Consider the following 15,316-nt stretch of genomic DNA (forward strand, 5'->3'; position numbering starts at 1 on the left):
TTACGAGCAATGCCCGAAAGCCCCGTACGAACGACGCAAGACCTTCCCTCCGCGCTTCTCGAACGCCGCTTCGAGTTGCGCGACGAAGCGGCGACGCTCGCTTTCGGAGAACGCTTCGCGCGCGCCATCGACGCCACGCGCATCCACGCATCGCAATCTTCTTCTGAACGATTTCACGGTCTTCAGGTCCAGTTGATCGGAGATCTGGGCGCGGGCAAGACCACGCTCGTGCGCGCCACGCTGCGCGCGCTCGGCCACGTCGGCCGCGTGAAGAGCCCGACTTACACGCTCGTCGAGCCATACTCGCTCGTCATCGAAAGCGGGCCGCTCGACGTTTATCACTTCGATCTCTATCGCTTCGCCGATCCGGCCGAATGGGCCGATGCCGGTTTTCGCGAATATTTCGATGCGGGCGCGCTGTGCCTCGTCGAGTGGCCGCAACAGGCGGGCGGCCTGCTCGGCGTGCCTGATCTCGTGTTCCAGTTGTCCCTGCCGGACCAGTTCACTCAGGAAGCACATTCGAACGAAGAAGAAGGCCGCGTACTGAGCGCGCGGGCGTTTAGCGAAACAGGAAAGTCATGTCTCGAAAGATGTTGATCAAGCCATTTCATTCGATCGAAGCGGGCGCCAGCGCGCCGCACAACTGGCGCCGCCGCCAGGTGCTGCGCGCGGGCGCCTCCACGCTCGTGCTCGCGCTCGTCGCACCGAAGCTCGCGCATGCGAGCAGTGTGCTTGGCGTGCGCGTGTGGCCCGCGCGCGATTACACCCGCGTGACGATCGAATCGGACCAGCCGCTGCAGAACGCCAATCAGCTGTTGCAGGGACCGGACCGGCTGGTCGTCGACCTTTCCGGCATCGATCTCGATCAGGCGCTGCGCGATCTCGTCTCGAAGATCACGCCGAACGATCCGCAGATTCAGGCAGTGCGCATCGGGCAGTATCAGCCGCATGTCGTGCGCATGGTGTTCGATCTGAAAGGCTCGGTGAAGCCGCAGGTGTTCACGCTGGGTCCTATCGGCAGCTACAAGTACCGCCTCGTGTTCGACCTGTACCCGGCGGTCGCGCCCGATCCGCTGATGGAACTGCTCGCGCAGACCGAGCGCAAGCAGGAGGCGCTCGACCGCGCCAATCCGAATCCGTCGACGCCGCCGCCCGCGACGCTCTCGGGACCTGCGACCGCGCAGAAGCCGACCACGCCCGATTCCACCGACGACTTTTTCCAGAAGTACGCGCAAAGCGACGCGCCGGTCGAGATCGCGCCATCCGTTCCGACGACGCCGAAGCCCGCCGCGAAACCGCGCGTGCCGTCCGCGCCGCCGGTCATCGCGAAGAAGGACGACGACGACGCCGATCAATACACCTTCTCCACGCCCAAGCAAGGCGCCGGCACGACGCGCCTGCTCACCGTCGCGATCGATCCGGGTCACGGCGGCGAGGACCCCGGCGCGATCGGCGGCCAGGGCACGTACGAGAAGCACATCGCGCTCGATATCGCGAAGAAGCTGCGCGCGAAGATCGACGCCCAGCCCAACATGCGCGCGATGATGACCCGCGACGCCGACTTCTTCGTGCCGCTCAACGTGCGCGTGCAGAAGGCGCAGCGCGTGTCGGCGGACCTCTTCGTATCGATTCACGCGGATGCGTTCACTTCGCCCGATGCGCGCGGCTCGTCGGTGTTCGCGTTGTCCGAGCACGGCGCGTCGAGCGCGGCCGCGCGCTGGATGGCGAACAAGGAGAACGCGTCGGATCAGGTCGGCGGCATCAACGTGAAATCGCAGGACGCGAGCGTGAACCGCGCGCTCTTCGATATGTCGACGACCGCGCAGATCCGCGATTCGATGCGCTACGGAAGCTTCGTGCTGAACGAGATCGGCGGCATCAACAAGCTGCACAAGGGCTCGGTCGAACAGGCGGGCTTCGCCGTGCTGAAGGCGCCGGACATTCCGTCGATTCTGGTCGAGACCGCGTTCATCAGCAATCCGGACGAGGAAGCGCGTCTGAACGACGACGCCTATCGCGACAAGATGGCCAACGCGATCATGAAGGGCATCAAGCGCTACTTCGCGGCGAATCCGCCGCTCGCGAAGGGCCGCATGACGTAGAAAATCGCGCGAGCGGCGATGTTCAGCGCGTCGTCGGCAGGATGCGCTGCATGAAGCGCGCGCCGAACACGTTCACCGCGAGTCCCGCCATCACGAGCGCCGCGCCCGCGATCTGCGCGGCGCTCAGTCCCTCGCCGAGAAACACCGCCGCCGACGCAAGCCCGATCACCGGGACCAACAGCGAAAACGGCGCGACGGTTCCCGCCGGATAGCGCGCGAGCAATTTGCCCCACAGGCTATAACCGACGATCGTCGCGACGAACGAGAGATAAAGAATCGCGAATACGGAAACGAGCGGGATGGACGCAAGACTCGCTTCGATGCGCGCCGGGCCTTCGAAGATCAGCGAGAGCGCGAGGAACGGCAGCGGTGGAATCAAACTGCCCCATACGACGAGCGACAGCAGATCGACCTTGCCCATGCGCTTGGTCACGACATTGCCGAGCGCCCACATCGCGGAAGCGGCGAGCGTGAAGAGAAAGCCGGTGACCGTCATCGCCTGGCCGCCGCGCATGCCGATCAGCGCGAGCCCGGCCGCCGCGATCACGAGTCCGGCAAGATTCGCCGCGCGGATACGCTCGCCGAGAAACATCGACGCAAAGATGAGCGTGAAGAACGCCTGCGCCTGCAACACGAGCGACGCCAGTCCTGCGGGCATCCCCACATACATGCCGTAGAAGAGCAGCGCGAATTGGCCGAGGGAAATGGTGAGGCCGTAAGCGAACAGCCAGCGCAGCGGAATTTGCGGGCGCTTGACGAACAGCGCCGGCACGGCGGCGAGCGCGAAGCGCAGCGCGCCGAGCAGCATCGGCGGCACGCCATGCAGTCCCAGTTTGATGACGACGAAATTCACGCCCCACGCGAGAATGACGATCGATGCAATCAGCAAGTCCTTTGGCGTCATCGCCCTTCCCCTTCTTTCGTGCGCGTTGATGGCGAATCGGAAAGTGTAGCGGAGGGCCGCGCGCCGTCGCTTGTCAAATCCTGCGCGGCATGACGAAACACGCGAAAAGCGCCCGCGTCACCGCAAGGCGGCGCGGGCGCTTCGGTCCAGGAAAGCCAGGAAAGCGCGCTTACTTGCTCTGGCCCGACTCGGCCGCCGCGTTGTTGCCGGTTTCCACATCCGGCGTCTTCTTGCCCGACGAAGGCTGCGCGGTGTGCTTCCTCGGCTTCTTGTGCTTCATCGTGCCCGCCGAATTGTCGGTGGTGGCGGCGGCATCGTTGCCCATCGCCCCCGACGAATTGCCCGACGATGTCTGCGCGAATGCGCCCGTCGCGGCGGTCGCGGTGAAAAGGCCCGCGGTGATGGCGATCAACAGCTTGCTCTTGCTCATGTTCAGACTCCCGATGCTGGTTGCGAAAGTTGTGCGAAGCCGCGCGCGGTCGCATGCACGCGGCGACGTAAAAGACAAGGAACCTGGTGGCAGGCCTGCGCAGCGCGGCATCGGCCGGTAGAATCGACGGAACCACGCGCGCCATTCCGGCGCCCGATCCTTCCTGCGAAATCCGCCATGCCATCGACGATCCGCGCACTCCTCAAGCCTCACCAACACGACGTCGGCGGCCTCATGGTGCGGCGAGTCTTGCCCGCGCTCGCGGCGCGCACCGTCGGACCCTTCATCTTTTTCGACCATATCGGTCCCGCAACGCTCGTGCCCGGCAAGGGACTCGACGTGCGCCCGCATCCGCATATCGGGCTCGCGACGGTCACGTATCTGTTCGACGGCGCGATCATGCATCGCGACAGCGTCGGCTCGGTGCAGAAGATCGTGCCCGGCGACGTCAACTGGATGACCGCGGGCCGCGGCATCGTCCATTCGGAGCGCACGCCCGACGAGGAACGCGCCGCCGGTCAGTCGATGCACGGCATCCAGACGTGGGTCGCCCTGCCGGTGGCGAGCGAAGAGGTCGAGCCTGCGTTCGAGCATCACGCGGCTGCCGCCTTGCCGCAGATCGAACGCGACGGCGTGAGCTTGCGCGTGATCGCGGGCACGGCGTTCGGTGCGCAGGCCCCCACGCGCACGTTTTCGCCGACGCTCTATGTCGCCGCGCAGTTCGCCGCCGCGAGCGAGATCACGCTCGATACCGAACACGAGGAACGCGGCGTCTATCTGGTGAGCGGCGATCTGTCGATCGACGGCGAAGCGCTGCCCGAACAGCAGATGGCCGTGCTGACGCCGGGCGCGGACGTGACATTGCGCAGCGCGAATGGCGCCGTCGCGATGCTGCTCGGCGGCGCGCCGCTCGACGGTCCGCGCTTCATCGAGTGGAACTTCGTGTCGAGCTCGCGGGAGAAGATCGACGCCGCAAAAACCGCATGGAGCGAGCAGCGCATGGGACATGTGCCCGGCGAGACCGAGTTCATCCCGCTGCCGCCGCAGCGCCGCGAAAATCGCGCACCCGACGCATGAGGCGTGCGTGAGCGCTTGAGAGTCGCGCGGATCGTCCCCATATAGATGGGATCGACCGCAAGCATTAGGAGAAAACGCAATGGATACGACCCTCGCCACCTTCGAGAACGATGTCATCAACGCGTCGATGCTCGCGCCGGTTCTGGTCGATTTCTGGGCCCCGTGGTGTGGCCCGTGCAAGACGCTCGGACCGATGCTCGAAAGGCTCGAAGCCGAGGCAGCCGGCAAGTGGAAGCTAGTGAAGGTGAACGTCGACGAGAATCAGGAACTCGCGGCGCACTTCCAGGTGCGCAGCATTCCGCATGTGATCGCGTTCGCGGATGGCCGTCCGATCGACCAGTTCATCGGCGTGCTGCCCGAAGGCGAATTGCGCGCGTTTCTCGACCGTCTCGTGCCCGATGGCGCCGAAGCCGAGCGCAGCGCCGCGCACAGCGCATGGGCCGCGGGCGACCGCAAGAAAGCCATCGACACGATCAAGGCCGCGCTCGCGCTCGATCCCGGCTACGACGACGCGCGCCTCGACCTGATCGAGTGGCTGATCGCTGAGCACCGTATCGACGACGCGAAGGAGGAGGACAAGCTGCTGTCGCCCAAGACGACGCAGGGCATCGACGCGCGCTACAACGCGCTGAAAACCGAACTCGACGCCGCCGATGCCGCCGCCGATCTGCCGCCCGCCGACGCGCTGATCGACGCGGTGAACGCGAATCCCGACGATCTCGACGCGCGTTTCGCGCTCGCCAATCGGCTGATCGCGGGCCGGGACTATGCGGGCGCGCTGGAAAACCTGCTCGCGATCGTCGTGCGCGACCGCGCCTTCATGGACGACGTCGGCCGCAAGACGATGCTTTCCGTGTTCGAGCTTGCCGCGAATCAGCCGGATCTCGTGTCACAGTGGCGGCGCAAGCTGAGCGCGGCGATCAACTGATCGACCGACGGCCAGTTCTATGAAGAACTGGCCGCGCGTTTCGCCAGTTCGCGCAACACATGGGCGGCCGCCGCGAAACCGAAGCTCGCCGTCACGCACACGCTCGATCCGAAACCCGCGCAATTGAGCCCGACCGGACCTGAATGACCCGCGCCCGTTTCCAGATGCTCGGCGCCTTCGCTAATATCGCATGCGGGTGCGTCGGGATAGATCAACGGCTCGTCGGAATACACCGCGCTCACCTTGAAGCGCGCCTTCGGGCCGCGCGGAAAGCCGTGCAGCTTGCGCAACTGGCCGCGCACCTTCGACAACAGCGGGTCCTGGATCGTCAGCGCGAGATCGTCGATGCGGATACGCGTCGGGTCCAGCTGCCCGCCCGCCCCGCCGACAGTGATGAGCGCCTGCTTGCGCGCCACGCACCACGCGATGAGCGCGGTTTTCGTGCGTACGCTGTCGATCGCATCGACGACGTAATCGAAGCCACCGCCGAGCGTGGCGTCGAAGTTGCCGGGCTCGACGAAATCCTCGATTTGCCCGACCACGCACGCCGGATCAATCAGCTTGATGCGCTCGGCCATCGCGGTGACTTTTGCCTTGCCGTAGTTGCCGTCGAGCGCATGAATCTGGCGGTTCGTATTGCTTTCGGCGACATTATCGAGATCGATCAGTGTCAGCTTGCCGACAGCGCTGCGCGCGAGCGCTTCGGCCACCCACGAGCCCACGCCGCCGATGCCAATCACCGCGACATGCGCTTTTTCGAACGCGTCGAGCGCGGGCGCGCCGTACAGACGCGCGATGCCGCCGAAGCGGCGCGCGCGATCGGCGATGTCTTCGGCGGAGGGCGTGACAGCGGTGTCGGATGAAGCGTTCATGTCGTGTGGATGGATGAAGCCGGGTCGGTTGAAAGCAAACTAAAAGCCATCGAAATGCTGCGTTCGTTGTGCGGCGTCAATCAAGGCTTACGGACGGCTGTCGGGTTTGAAAACTTGAGTGTCCGATCATGCAAAATTCGATCGAATTGCGTATTCTGCCTTATCGAAACCCCGGACGTGATAGCCGTGAGCGCCGCACCCGCCGGCACGCAACAGGTCCAGGGGTAATCAGGGCAAGATCGTTTCACCTTGGCTATACTGACCCGATTGTAGCGTTTGCATAAAAATGACGACTCTCGCTGACCTTCGCAAAAACTATTCGCGCGGCGCGCTCGACGCCGCGGACGTCGATCCGGACCCGGTACGCCAATTCCAGACCTGGTTCGTCCAGGCGCTCGATGCCAAGTTGCCCGAACCGAACGCCATGACCCTCGCGACCGTCGATGCAGAGGGCCGTCCGTCCGCCCGCATCGTGCTGATCAAAGGCGTCGACGAGCGTGGCTTTGTTTTTTTTACCAATTACGATAGCCGCAAAGGCCGCGAACTTCTTGCCAATCCCGCGGCGAGCCTGCTGTTCCACTGGATCGAACTCGAGCGCCAGGTGCGTATCGAGGGCCGCGTCGAAAAGACGAGCGATGAGGAGAGCGACGCGTATTACGCATCGCGTCCGCTCGGCTCGCGCATCGGCGCATGGGCGTCCGACCAGAGCCAGCCGCTCGAAAGCCGCGAAGCGCTGGAAGCGCGCGAGCGCGAGATGGTCGCGAAATACGGCGACGCGCCGCCGCGCCCGCCGCACTGGGGCGGTTATCGCCTCGTGCCGGATGCCATCGAATTCTGGCAGGGACGCCCGTCGCGCTTGCACGATCGCATTGTCTATACGCGTGGTGACGCGGGCGCGCCGTGGCGCATCGCGAGACTCGCGCCGTAGAAGCGGCAAGCAGCACGAACATGGAGGCGCGAAGCCTTCTCTTGATTTCATCTAGCGCGGAGAAACAAGCATGTTCTGGGAGAAGAAGCTGACGCAGTGGGTGGAGGAAGTGCGCGACCGGGCCAATCTGCCCGCGCGGCTCGTGATGTGGGATGGCCAGCAGCACGATTTCGGCCAGTTCGCAGCGCCTCGGGTGACGCTGCACGTGAAGAGCGCGACCGCGCTGCCCTATCTGCTCGAACCGAGTCTCGACAACCTCGGCGAAGCTTACGTGAAGGGCAAGATCGACATTGAGGGCAAGCTCTCCGACATCATCAACATCGGCTATTCGCTGGCGAAGAGCACGGTGACGAGCGCCAGCAAGCTTGCCCGCGTGCGGCGTTACTTCAATCATTCGAAGACGTCGGACCGGAGAGCCATTCAGTACCACTACGATGTGTCGAACGAGTTCTATCAGCTCTGGCTCGACAGGAACATGGTGTACTCCTGCGCGTATTTCGAGAACGGCGACGAAGACATCGACACCGCGCAGCTGAAGAAGATCGACCACATCCTCACGAAGATCCAGTTGCAGCCGGGGCACACGCTGCTCGATATCGGCTGCGGCTGGGGCGCGCTCGTGATTCGCGCGGCGCAGAAGTTCGGCGCGAAGTGCGTGGGCGTCACGCTCTCCGAAAACCAGTTCAGGCTCGCGACCGAGCGCGTGAAGGCGGCGGGTCTGGAAGACAGAATCGAAATCCGGCTGCAGGATTACCGCGACATTCCGGGGCAGTTCGACCGCATCACGAGCGTCGGCATGTTCGAGCATGTCGGGCGCAAGAATTTGCCGGACTACTTCGCGAAGATCCGCGATCTGCTCGTCGATGACGGCATCGCGATGAATCACGGCATCACGTCGTCGGATGCCGACAGCGGCGAGACATCGCTTGGCGGCGGCGAGTTCATCGACAAATACGTGTTCCCGGACGGCGAGCTGCCGCATATCGGCCTCGCGCTTGAAAGCATGCAGCGCGGCGGGCTGGAAGCGCTCGATGTCGAAAGCCTGCGGCGGCACTACGCGCACACGCTCGACATCTGGGCCGACCGTTTCGAGGAACACGCCGAGGAAGCGAAGAAGCTCGTCGACGATGAGCACTTCCGCATCTGGCGCCTGTATCTCGCGGGCTGCGCGTATGCGTTCGAGAACGACGACGTGTCGATCTATCAGGTGGTCTGCCGCAAGGCGGGGCGCAGTGCGACGACGCTGCCGTGGTCGCGGCGGTACATCTACGAGAAGGCGCTCTGAACCACGATTCGCCTCATCTCGACACGGACGAGCCGGAAGATCAGTTCGATCTCTTCGGCGAGTCCGCGCCCGTTCTGGCGGAACCGCCCAAGCCGCCGAAGCAACCCAGGCCGCGCGGCATCCTGCCCGCGCCCTTGCAGCCCGAACTCGAAGCCATCGCGCAGCGCTTGCCGGAGGCAATCCATCTCGGCACGTCGACATGGTCGTTTCCGGGCTGGCGCGGCATCGTCTATGGCGACGAGTACTCCAACACGAAGCTTTCCCGCGACGGTCTCACCGCCTACGGCGCGCATCCGCTTCTGAGAAGCGTGTCGATCGACCGCTCGTTCTACGCGCCGCTATCGCTTGCCGACTATGCGCGCTATGCATCGCAGGTGCCCGCGCATTTCCGCTTCATCGTGAAGGCGCCCGCCTCCGTCACCGATGCCTTCATTCGCGGCGAACGCGGCACGCCGGACGCGCAGAACCCCGCGTTCCTGAATGCGCAGATCGCCATCGACGAGTTCGTGACGCCGTGCATCGGCGGGCTCGGCGCGAAAGCGGGCGCGCTCGTGTTCCAGTTCTCGCCGCTGCCCGATGCGATGGTGGTCGAGCCGGCGAGTTTCATCGACCGGCTGTCGGCGTTCATGAACGCGCTGCCGCCGCTCGAGGGCGAGTCGTGCTACGCGGTGGAGATCCGCGACGCCGTGATGCTCACGCCGCGCTTCATCCGCGCACTGCGCGACGCGAATGTGCGCTATTGCATCGGCGTGCACGCGCGCATGCCGGACGTGCGCCGTCAGGCGAAGGCGCTCGCGTTACTGGATGAAGAAAAAATGGGCCCGCTGATAGTGCGCTGGAGTCTGCACAGCGGCTTTCGCTACGAGCAGGCCAAGGCGAAGTACGAACCGTTCGACAAGATCGTCGATGAAGACCGCGACACGCGCGAGGCGCTCGCCGAACTGGCCGCGCGCTATGCGATCGCGGGCCAGCCGGTCGTGATCGCGGCGAACAACAAGGCGGAAGGTTCCGCGCCGCTCACGTGCTTCGAACTCGCGCGCGGCATCGCGGAAGAAATCGAGCGCGCGCGAGACAGCTAGAAACGCCTTACGCCTTCAGCCGATGCACGAACTTCTTGCGGAACTTCGCTACCTTCGGCCCGACGACAGCCGCGCAATACCCCTGATTCGGATGCTGCGCGAAATAGTTCTGGTGATACGCCTCGGCAGGGTAGTAATCGTCGGCGAGCGGTACGACTTGCGTGACGATCTTGCCGCCGTAGACATCCTCGCGCTGCAACTCGTCGATCACTTCGAGCGCGATCTTGCGCTGCTCGTCCGAATGCGTGAACACGGCCGATCGATACTGCGTGCCGACGTCGTTGCCCTGCCGGTTGAGCTGGGTCGGATCGTGCGTCGCGAAGAAAATCTCCAGAACCTCGCGATAGCCGATGACGGACGGATCGAACACGACCTTCACGACTTCTGCGTGACCGGTTTCGCCATCGCAAACCTGCTCATAGGACGGGTTCACCACCTTGCCGCCCGCATAGCCCGATTCGACCGACTCCACACCCTGCACCGCGAGAAACACGGCTTCGGTACACCAGAAACATCCACCGCCGAGCGTCGCGGTCTCAAGTCTCGCCTGTTCGGTCATGTGCAACTCCTCATCAAGTGCATGCGGCCATGCCGCGGATCACGCATATGGATGCGCCCGCGCGTTTCTTCAATCTCGCGGGCGAGATGAATCGAGCTTACTGGGTTTGGCCGCGCCGCGCAGAAAGCCCCGGCGGAAGGAAACTTGCCGCCCGAATACGGTGATTTGGCGGCTACCGGCTGCCGATTCCGATAGAATCGAAGCAAATCTCCAGTTTTTACATGACTTCTGAAAAGGTCCTTCCGACTGAAGCGCGACGCGCGGCCGGCTCGGTAGCACACGACACATTCGACCGCCCATTTGCCTGCTCATCTGCCAAATGACACGCGCCAAGACCCCGAATTTCGATCCGACCTCGTTTCGCGCCGCGCTCGGCCAGTTTGCGACCGGCGTCACGGTCATCACGACGCGCACCGAATCCGGCCAGTTGGTCGGCATCACCGCGAGTTCGTTCAACTCGGTATCGCTCAATCCGCCGCTCGTGCTGTGGAGCCTCGCGACGAAATCCGCGTCGATGCCGGTATTTCGCGCCAACAGCCACTATGTGGTGAACGTGCTCGCGGCGTCGCAGCTCGACCTGTGCCGGCGTTTCGCGACCGTCAAGGGCGACCGCTTCGCGGGCGTCTCACACGCGGCCGGCGACACCGGCATGCCCGTGCTCGACGGCGCGCTCGCGTGGTTCGAATGCCACAACCGCAGCCGCTATGACGAGGGCGATCACGTGATCTTCGTCGGCGAAGTGGAACGCTGCGGCGTGCGCGAAGACGTGACGCAAGTCTCGCCGCTCGTCTTCCACGCGGGCGGCTTCCATACCTTGGGACCGCTGGAATAACGCTCAGGGCGTGTGCGCGCGCCCCGGCTGCTCGATCAGCGCGACCGGCACGCCGGCGTCGTCCTTCATCGTCTGAAGCACGATGTTCGAGCGGATGTCGATCACGCCGGGCGCCTTGTAGAGCTTCGAAAGAATGAAGTCGGAGTAATGCTTGAGGTTGTGCGCGAGCACCCGCAGCACGTAATGCGTGTCGCCGGTGACGACGAACGCGCCGACCACTTCCGGCCATTCGCGCACGGCGGCGGCGAACTTCTCGTGCCAGTTTTCCTGGTCGTTGCGCATCGAAACGTGGACGAACGCCTCCAGTTCGATGCCGAGCCGCTCGCGGTCGAGGCACGCGCGATAGCTCGCGATCACCCCTTCCTCTTCGAGCAGCCTCATGCGGCGCAGACACGCCGACGGCGAAAGCGCGATGCGCTCTGCCAGGTCCAGGTTGCTGATCCGTCCATCTTCCTGCAGTACCGCCAGAATTCGGCAATCCGTTGCATCGAGCGTGAAGCCGGTCATTTTTGAGTCCCCTGTGCCCGTTTCATCGAATTATGTTCTAAGCGCGCCACTTTTGGGTGGTTATTTTGCAAGCACCTTTCGAGATAACGCGACTATGATTTGACGCATCTTCACAATTTCTGCTAGAGCGCGCCATGACGCTTCTGGATATTTCCCCGCCGATCGATACTGCCACTCCCGTGTGGCCCGGCGACACACCGGTCGGCATCGAGCGCGTGTGGCGCATGGAGGCGGGCTCGCCCGTCAACGTCGCGCGACTCACACTCTCCCCGCACACCGGCGCCCACGCCGACGCCCCGCTTCACTACGACGAACACGGCAAACCGATCGGCGAAGTCGCGCTCGATACTTACATCGGCGTCTGCCGGGTCGTGCACTGCATCGGTGCTTCGCCGCTCGTGACACCCGAGCACATCGCCGGGCATCTCGACGACATCCCGGCGCGCATTCTCTTTCGCACTTATGCGACCTCGCCGCTCGACGCCTGGGACAGCGCCTTCACCGCCGTCGCGCCGCAAACCATCGACTTGCTGGCCGAAAAAGGCGTGAAGCTGATCGGCATCGATACGCCTTCGCTCGATCCGCAAGACTCGAAGACGATGGATGCCCACAAGCGCATCCGCGCGCACGGCATGGCGATCCTCGAAGGCCTCGTGCTCGACGCCGTCGCGCCCGGCGATTACGAACTGATCGCCCTGCCGCTCAAATTCTCGACGCTCGATGCGAGCCCGGTTCGCGCCGTCCTGCGTCCGCTTTCCTGATGATCTTCAAATATATGGACTTTTCGATGAAACATCGTGACGAAGCCGTGGCACTCGACCGCGACGATCCGCTCGCCAGCCTGCGCGACCAGTTCGCGCTCGCCGACAACGTGATCTATCTCGACGGCAATTCGCTCGGCGTACCGCCCAAAGCCGCCGCCGCGCGCGCCGCCGAGGTGATCGCCGCCGAATGGGGCGAAGGCCTGATCCGCAGCTGGAACACGGCCGGCTGGTTCGCGCTGCCGAAACGGCTCGGCAACAAGCTTGGCCCTCTCATCGGCGCGGGCACGGACGAAGTCGTCGTGACGGACACGATTTCCGCCAATCTCTTCAAGATTCTCTCGGCCGCGCTCAAGCTCGCGAACGAGCGCGATCCGAAGCGGCGCGTGATCGTCTCCGAACGTTCGAACTTTCCGACCGATCTCTATATCGCGCAGGGTTTGATCGAGCAGCTCGATCGCGGCTACGAGTTGCGCCTCGTCGACGATCCGTCGGAACTGCCCGCCGCGATCGACGAACACACCGCGATCGCGATGATCACGCACGTCAACTACCGCACCGGCTACATGCACGACATGGCCGCGCTCACGGAAACGATTCATCGCGCGGGCGCGCTCGCCGTCTGGGATCTGGCGCATTCGGCGGGCGCGGTGCCTGTCGATCTGAACGGCGTCGGCGCGGACTACGCAGTGGGTTGCACGTACAAGTATCTGAACGGCGGACCGGGCTCGCCCGCGTTCGTGTGGGTGCCGAAACGCCATCAGAACACGTTCTCGCAGCCGCTTTCCGGCTGGTGGGGACACAGGAAGCCGTTCGAGATGGACCCGGTGTATCGCCCGGACGACGGCATCGGCCGCTTTCTCTGCGGCACGCAGCCGATCGTCTCGATGTCGCTCGTCGAATGCGGGCTCGACGTGTTCCTGCAAACCGATATGCAGACGCTGCGCCGCAAGTCGCTCGCCTTGAGCGATCTGTTCATCAGGCTGGTCGAGGAACGCTGCGGCGAATTTCCGCTCTCGCTCGCGACGCCGCGCGAGCACGCGCAACGCGGCTCGCAGGCGAGCTTCGCGCATCCGAACGGCTACGAGGTGATGCAGGCGCTGATCGCGCGCGGCGTGATCGGCGATTATCGCGAGCCGCACATTCTGCGCTTCGGTTTCACGCCGCTGTACACGCGTTTCGCCGATGTGTGGGACGCCGTCGAAATCCTGCGCGACGTGCTCGCGACCGAAAGCTGGCGCGCGCCCGAGTTCGCCGAGCGCGCATCGGTGACCTGAGGACGACGATCATGAACGAAACCAAAGGCTGTCCCTTCGGCCACGGCGCCGTGGAACCCGCAGAGGAAAAAGGCTGGCACGACGCCAAGCTCGATTTCTCCGATTCGATGAGCTACGGCGACTATCTCGGCCTCGATTCGATTCTCAACGCGCAGCATCCGCTCTCGCCGGATCACAACGAGATGCTGTTCATCGTGCAGCATCAGACGAGCGAGCTATGGATGAAGCTCGCGCTCTACGAATTGCGCGCGGCGCTCGCGGCGGTGCATCGCGATGAACTGCCGCCCGCGTTCAAGATGCTCGCGCGCGTGTCGCGCATCTTCGAGCAACTGGTGCAGGCGTGGAACGTCCTCGCGACGATGACGCCCTCCGAATACACCGCGATGCGCCCGTATCTCGGCCAGTCGTCGGGGTTTCAGTCGCATCAGTATCGGCAGATCGAGTTCATGCTCGGCAACAAGAACGAGCAAATGCTCAAGCCGCATGAGCATCGGCCGGAGATTCTCGGACAGGTGCGCGAGACGCTCGAAGCGCCCTCTTTCTACGACGAAGTGATCCGCCTGCTCGCGCGGCGCGGCTTCGAGATCGATCCGGCGCGCCTGAATCGCGACTGGTCGCAGCCGACGATGCACGATCCGTCGGTCGAGGCGGCGTGGCTCGCAGTGTATCGCGATCCGTCGCATCACTGGGATCTGTACGAGATGGCCGAAGAGCTCGTCGATCTGGAAGACGCGTTCCGGCAATGGCGCTTCCGCCATGTGACCACGGTGGAGCGCATCATCGGCTTCAAGGGCGGCACGGGCGGGACGGCGGGCGCGTCTTATCTGCGCAAGATGCTCGATGTCGTGCTGTTTCCGGAACTCTGGCACGTCCGCACGGTGCTTTGAAGCTTCAGGCGAGACGCGCGGCCAGCGCCTTCAGCTTCGGGCCGATCGTCTCGCGGAAATACGCCTCGTCCATCGACGACGCCGGTCCGCTGCTCGACAACACGAGCCAGCGCCCGTTGCGCAGATCGCGGAACGGCGCGGCAATGGCGTTGACGTCGTCGTGCCATTCGCGGAACGAATAGCAGCAGCCGTCGCGCGCGAAATCATCGATCGCGCGGCGGGCGGCGTCGACGTTCGCCTCGCCTTCGCTTTTGCCGAGTTCGTCGAGCAGCGCCTCGCGCGCCGCCGGTTCCTGCACGGCGAGATACGCGCGGCCCATCGAACTGGTGAGCATCGACAGGCGCGAGCCTGGCGCAAGGCCGAGCGTCAGCGCAGTCTCGCTGCGGATGGTTTCCAGATAGATCATGTCGAGCCCGTCGCGGCAGCCGAGCGAGACCGCCGCGCCGATCTCCCGCGCGAGCGCGCGCATGTGCGGACGCGCGAGTTCCAGCGTGTCCGCGCCCGCGAGCAACGTGAAGCCGAGCGACAGCACGCCCGTGTCGAGCGCGTACTTGCCCGCGGGGTCGTCGAAGCGCAGATAACCGAGCGTGGTGAGCGTGTAGGCGAGCCGGTTGACCGTCGCCTTCGGCAAACCCGTGCGCTCAACGAAATCGCGATTGCCCAGCAGCGTCTCGCCGGGCCGGAACGCGCGCAGCAAATCGAGCCCGCGCGCGAGCGCGACGACGAACTTGCGCTCGTCGATATCCTCGGACGACACATTACGCGATGAAATCGACGCTGAATTTCGGTTGGAATCGGTCGGCATCGGATGCTAAACTCGGATTTGATTTGCAAAACATTGTTTCGCTTAGCGGAACTCATGTCAAGCGCCTCGCGCGCCGGCCGTTA

The 15,316-nt window shown here is 64.2% G+C and carries 17 protein-coding genes; 11 read left to right on the forward strand and 6 right to left on the reverse strand.

Going from position 1 to position 15,316, the window contains the following annotated elements; all coding sequences use genetic code 11:
* The first annotated feature begins 9 nt into the window (after positions 1 to 9).
* Both tsaE and NK8_RS11355 read left to right on the forward strand, forming a co-directional pair.
* Entirely contained in the window at positions 10 to 597 is a 588-nt protein-coding gene (gene tsaE, locus NK8_RS11350; protein WP_162066251.1) for a tRNA (adenosine(37)-N6)-threonylcarbamoyltransferase complex ATPase subunit type 1 TsaE, read from the forward strand.
* Positions 579 to 2,102, forward strand: a complete 1,524-nt coding sequence (locus NK8_RS11355) for an N-acetylmuramoyl-L-alanine amidase (RefSeq protein WP_213226399.1) — start codon at positions 579 to 581, stop codon at positions 2,100 to 2,102. Before tsaE ends, NK8_RS11355 begins: the two co-directional genes overlap by 19 nt.
* A 22-nt stretch (positions 2,103 to 2,124) precedes the next feature.
* Here NK8_RS11355 and NK8_RS11360 read toward each other — a convergent pair whose 3' ends face one another.
* Entirely contained in the window at positions 2,125 to 3,006 is an 882-nt protein-coding gene (locus NK8_RS11360; protein ID WP_162066253.1) for an EamA family transporter, read from the reverse strand.
* Positions 3,007 to 3,175: 169 nt separating this feature from the next.
* Positions 3,176 to 3,436: a hypothetical protein gene (locus NK8_RS11365; protein WP_213226400.1), complete on the reverse strand. Its 261-nt coding sequence runs from the start codon at positions 3,434 to 3,436 to the stop codon at positions 3,176 to 3,178.
* Between the two features lie 177 nt (positions 3,437 to 3,613).
* Between NK8_RS11365 and NK8_RS11370 the strand changes: the two genes are divergently transcribed.
* Complete coding sequence (locus NK8_RS11370; protein WP_213226401.1) at positions 3,614 to 4,513, forward strand: pirin family protein; 900 nt, start codon at positions 3,614 to 3,616, stop codon at positions 4,511 to 4,513.
* 79 nt (positions 4,514 to 4,592) lie between these two features.
* Positions 4,593 to 5,441, forward strand: coding sequence for a thioredoxin (gene trxA / locus NK8_RS11375; protein ID WP_213226402.1), 849 nt, complete (start codon positions 4,593 to 4,595; stop codon positions 5,439 to 5,441).
* A 17-nt stretch (positions 5,442 to 5,458) separates the two neighbouring features.
* Here trxA and NK8_RS11380 read toward each other — a convergent pair whose 3' ends face one another.
* Complete coding sequence (locus NK8_RS11380; RefSeq protein ID WP_162066257.1) at positions 5,459 to 6,313, reverse strand: ThiF family adenylyltransferase; 855 nt, start codon at positions 6,311 to 6,313, stop codon at positions 5,459 to 5,461.
* Positions 6,314 to 6,599: 286 nt separating this feature from the next.
* Between NK8_RS11380 and pdxH the strand changes: the two genes are divergently transcribed.
* The 3 genes from pdxH (at position 6,600) to NK8_RS11395 (ending at position 9,605) form a co-directional block, all read left to right on the forward strand.
* The gene (gene pdxH / locus NK8_RS11385; RefSeq protein ID WP_213226403.1) at positions 6,600 to 7,241 is read left to right on the forward strand and encodes a pyridoxamine 5'-phosphate oxidase; all 642 of its coding nucleotides are present in this window, start codon (positions 6,600 to 6,602) and stop codon (positions 7,239 to 7,241) included.
* Positions 7,242 to 7,311: 70 nt separating this feature from the next.
* A complete protein-coding gene (locus NK8_RS11390) occupies positions 7,312 to 8,526 on the forward strand; it encodes a cyclopropane-fatty-acyl-phospholipid synthase family protein (protein WP_213226404.1) in 1,215 nt (404 codons plus the stop codon).
* Positions 8,527 to 8,600: 74 nt separating this feature from the next.
* Positions 8,601 to 9,605, forward strand: a complete 1,005-nt coding sequence (locus NK8_RS11395; protein WP_225936252.1) for a DUF72 domain-containing protein — start codon at positions 8,601 to 8,603, stop codon at positions 9,603 to 9,605.
* 7 nt (positions 9,606 to 9,612) lie between these two features.
* Here the strand turns inward: NK8_RS11395 and msrA are convergent, their stop codons facing one another.
* On the reverse strand, positions 9,613 to 10,164 hold the full coding sequence (gene msrA / locus NK8_RS11400; RefSeq protein WP_162066260.1) for a peptide-methionine (S)-S-oxide reductase MsrA: 552 nt from the start codon (positions 10,162 to 10,164) through the stop codon (positions 9,613 to 9,615).
* Between the two features lie 319 nt (positions 10,165 to 10,483).
* Between msrA and NK8_RS11405 the strand changes: the two genes are divergently transcribed.
* A complete protein-coding gene (locus tag NK8_RS11405) occupies positions 10,484 to 10,996 on the forward strand; it encodes a flavin reductase family protein (protein ID WP_213226405.1) in 513 nt (170 codons plus the stop codon).
* Positions 10,997 to 10,999: 3 nt separating this feature from the next.
* Here the strand turns inward: NK8_RS11405 and NK8_RS11410 are convergent, their stop codons facing one another.
* On the reverse strand, positions 11,000 to 11,503 hold the full coding sequence (locus NK8_RS11410; RefSeq protein WP_162066262.1) for an Lrp/AsnC family transcriptional regulator: 504 nt from the start codon (positions 11,501 to 11,503) through the stop codon (positions 11,000 to 11,002).
* 134 nt (positions 11,504 to 11,637) lie between these two features.
* Here NK8_RS11410 and kynB point away from each other — a divergent pair, with 134 nt between their 5' ends.
* The 3 genes from kynB to kynA are packed head-to-tail and all read left to right on the forward strand — an operon-like array spanning position 11,638 to position 14,428.
* Positions 11,638 to 12,264: an arylformamidase gene (gene kynB / locus NK8_RS11415; RefSeq protein WP_213226406.1), complete on the forward strand. Its 627-nt coding sequence runs from the start codon at positions 11,638 to 11,640 to the stop codon at positions 12,262 to 12,264.
* Between the two features lie 26 nt (positions 12,265 to 12,290).
* Positions 12,291 to 13,541 carry a kynureninase gene (kynU, locus tag NK8_RS11420; RefSeq protein WP_213226407.1) on the forward strand — a complete coding sequence of 417 codons (1,251 nt, stop codon included), beginning with the start codon at positions 12,291 to 12,293 and terminating at the stop codon, positions 13,539 to 13,541.
* Positions 13,542 to 13,552: 11 nt separating this feature from the next.
* On the forward strand, positions 13,553 to 14,428 hold the full coding sequence (gene kynA / locus NK8_RS11425; RefSeq protein ID WP_213226408.1) for a tryptophan 2,3-dioxygenase: 876 nt from the start codon (positions 13,553 to 13,555) through the stop codon (positions 14,426 to 14,428).
* A gap of 4 nt (positions 14,429 to 14,432) precedes the next feature.
* Here the strand turns inward: kynA and NK8_RS11430 are convergent, their stop codons facing one another.
* Positions 14,433 to 15,233, reverse strand: coding sequence for an IclR family transcriptional regulator (locus NK8_RS11430; protein ID WP_213226409.1), 801 nt, complete (start codon positions 15,231 to 15,233; stop codon positions 14,433 to 14,435).
* Positions 15,234 to 15,316 lie beyond the last annotated feature (83 nt).

Source organism: Caballeronia sp. NK8 (assembly GCF_018408855.1).
In the GTDB taxonomy this organism is placed as follows: domain Bacteria; phylum Pseudomonadota; class Gammaproteobacteria; order Burkholderiales; family Burkholderiaceae; genus Caballeronia.

Bases quoted from the DNA above. Each gene is read 5' to 3' on its own strand.
- tsaE (WP_162066251.1), top strand. From the start codon at position 10: ATGCCCGAAAGCCCCGTACGAACGACGCAAGACCTTCCCTCCGCGCTT.
- NK8_RS11355 (WP_213226399.1), top strand. From the start codon at position 579: ATGTCTCGAAAGATGTTGATCAAGCCATTTCATTCGATCGAAGCGGGC.
- NK8_RS11360 (WP_162066253.1), bottom strand. From the start codon at position 3,006: ATGACGCCAAAGGACTTGCTGATTGCATCGATCGTCATTCTCGCGTGG.
- NK8_RS11365 (WP_213226400.1), bottom strand. From the start codon at position 3,436: ATGAGCAAGAGCAAGCTGTTGATCGCCATCACCGCGGGCCTTTTCACC.
- NK8_RS11370 (WP_213226401.1), top strand. From the start codon at position 3,614: ATGCCATCGACGATCCGCGCACTCCTCAAGCCTCACCAACACGACGTC.
- trxA (WP_213226402.1), top strand. From the start codon at position 4,593: ATGGATACGACCCTCGCCACCTTCGAGAACGATGTCATCAACGCGTCG.
- NK8_RS11380 (WP_162066257.1), bottom strand. From the start codon at position 6,313: ATGAACGCTTCATCCGACACCGCTGTCACGCCCTCCGCCGAAGACATC.
- pdxH (WP_213226403.1), top strand. From the start codon at position 6,600: ATGACGACTCTCGCTGACCTTCGCAAAAACTATTCGCGCGGCGCGCTC.
- NK8_RS11390 (WP_213226404.1), top strand. From the start codon at position 7,312: ATGTTCTGGGAGAAGAAGCTGACGCAGTGGGTGGAGGAAGTGCGCGAC.
- msrA (WP_162066260.1), bottom strand. From the start codon at position 10,164: ATGACCGAACAGGCGAGACTTGAGACCGCGACGCTCGGCGGTGGATGT.
- NK8_RS11405 (WP_213226405.1), top strand. From the start codon at position 10,484: ATGACACGCGCCAAGACCCCGAATTTCGATCCGACCTCGTTTCGCGCC.
- NK8_RS11410 (WP_162066262.1), bottom strand. From the start codon at position 11,503: ATGACCGGCTTCACGCTCGATGCAACGGATTGCCGAATTCTGGCGGTA.
- kynB (WP_213226406.1), top strand. From the start codon at position 11,638: ATGACGCTTCTGGATATTTCCCCGCCGATCGATACTGCCACTCCCGTG.
- kynU (WP_213226407.1), top strand. From the start codon at position 12,291: ATGAAACATCGTGACGAAGCCGTGGCACTCGACCGCGACGATCCGCTC.
- kynA (WP_213226408.1), top strand. From the start codon at position 13,553: ATGAACGAAACCAAAGGCTGTCCCTTCGGCCACGGCGCCGTGGAACCC.
- NK8_RS11430 (WP_213226409.1), bottom strand. From the start codon at position 15,233: ATGCCGACCGATTCCAACCGAAATTCAGCGTCGATTTCATCGCGTAAT.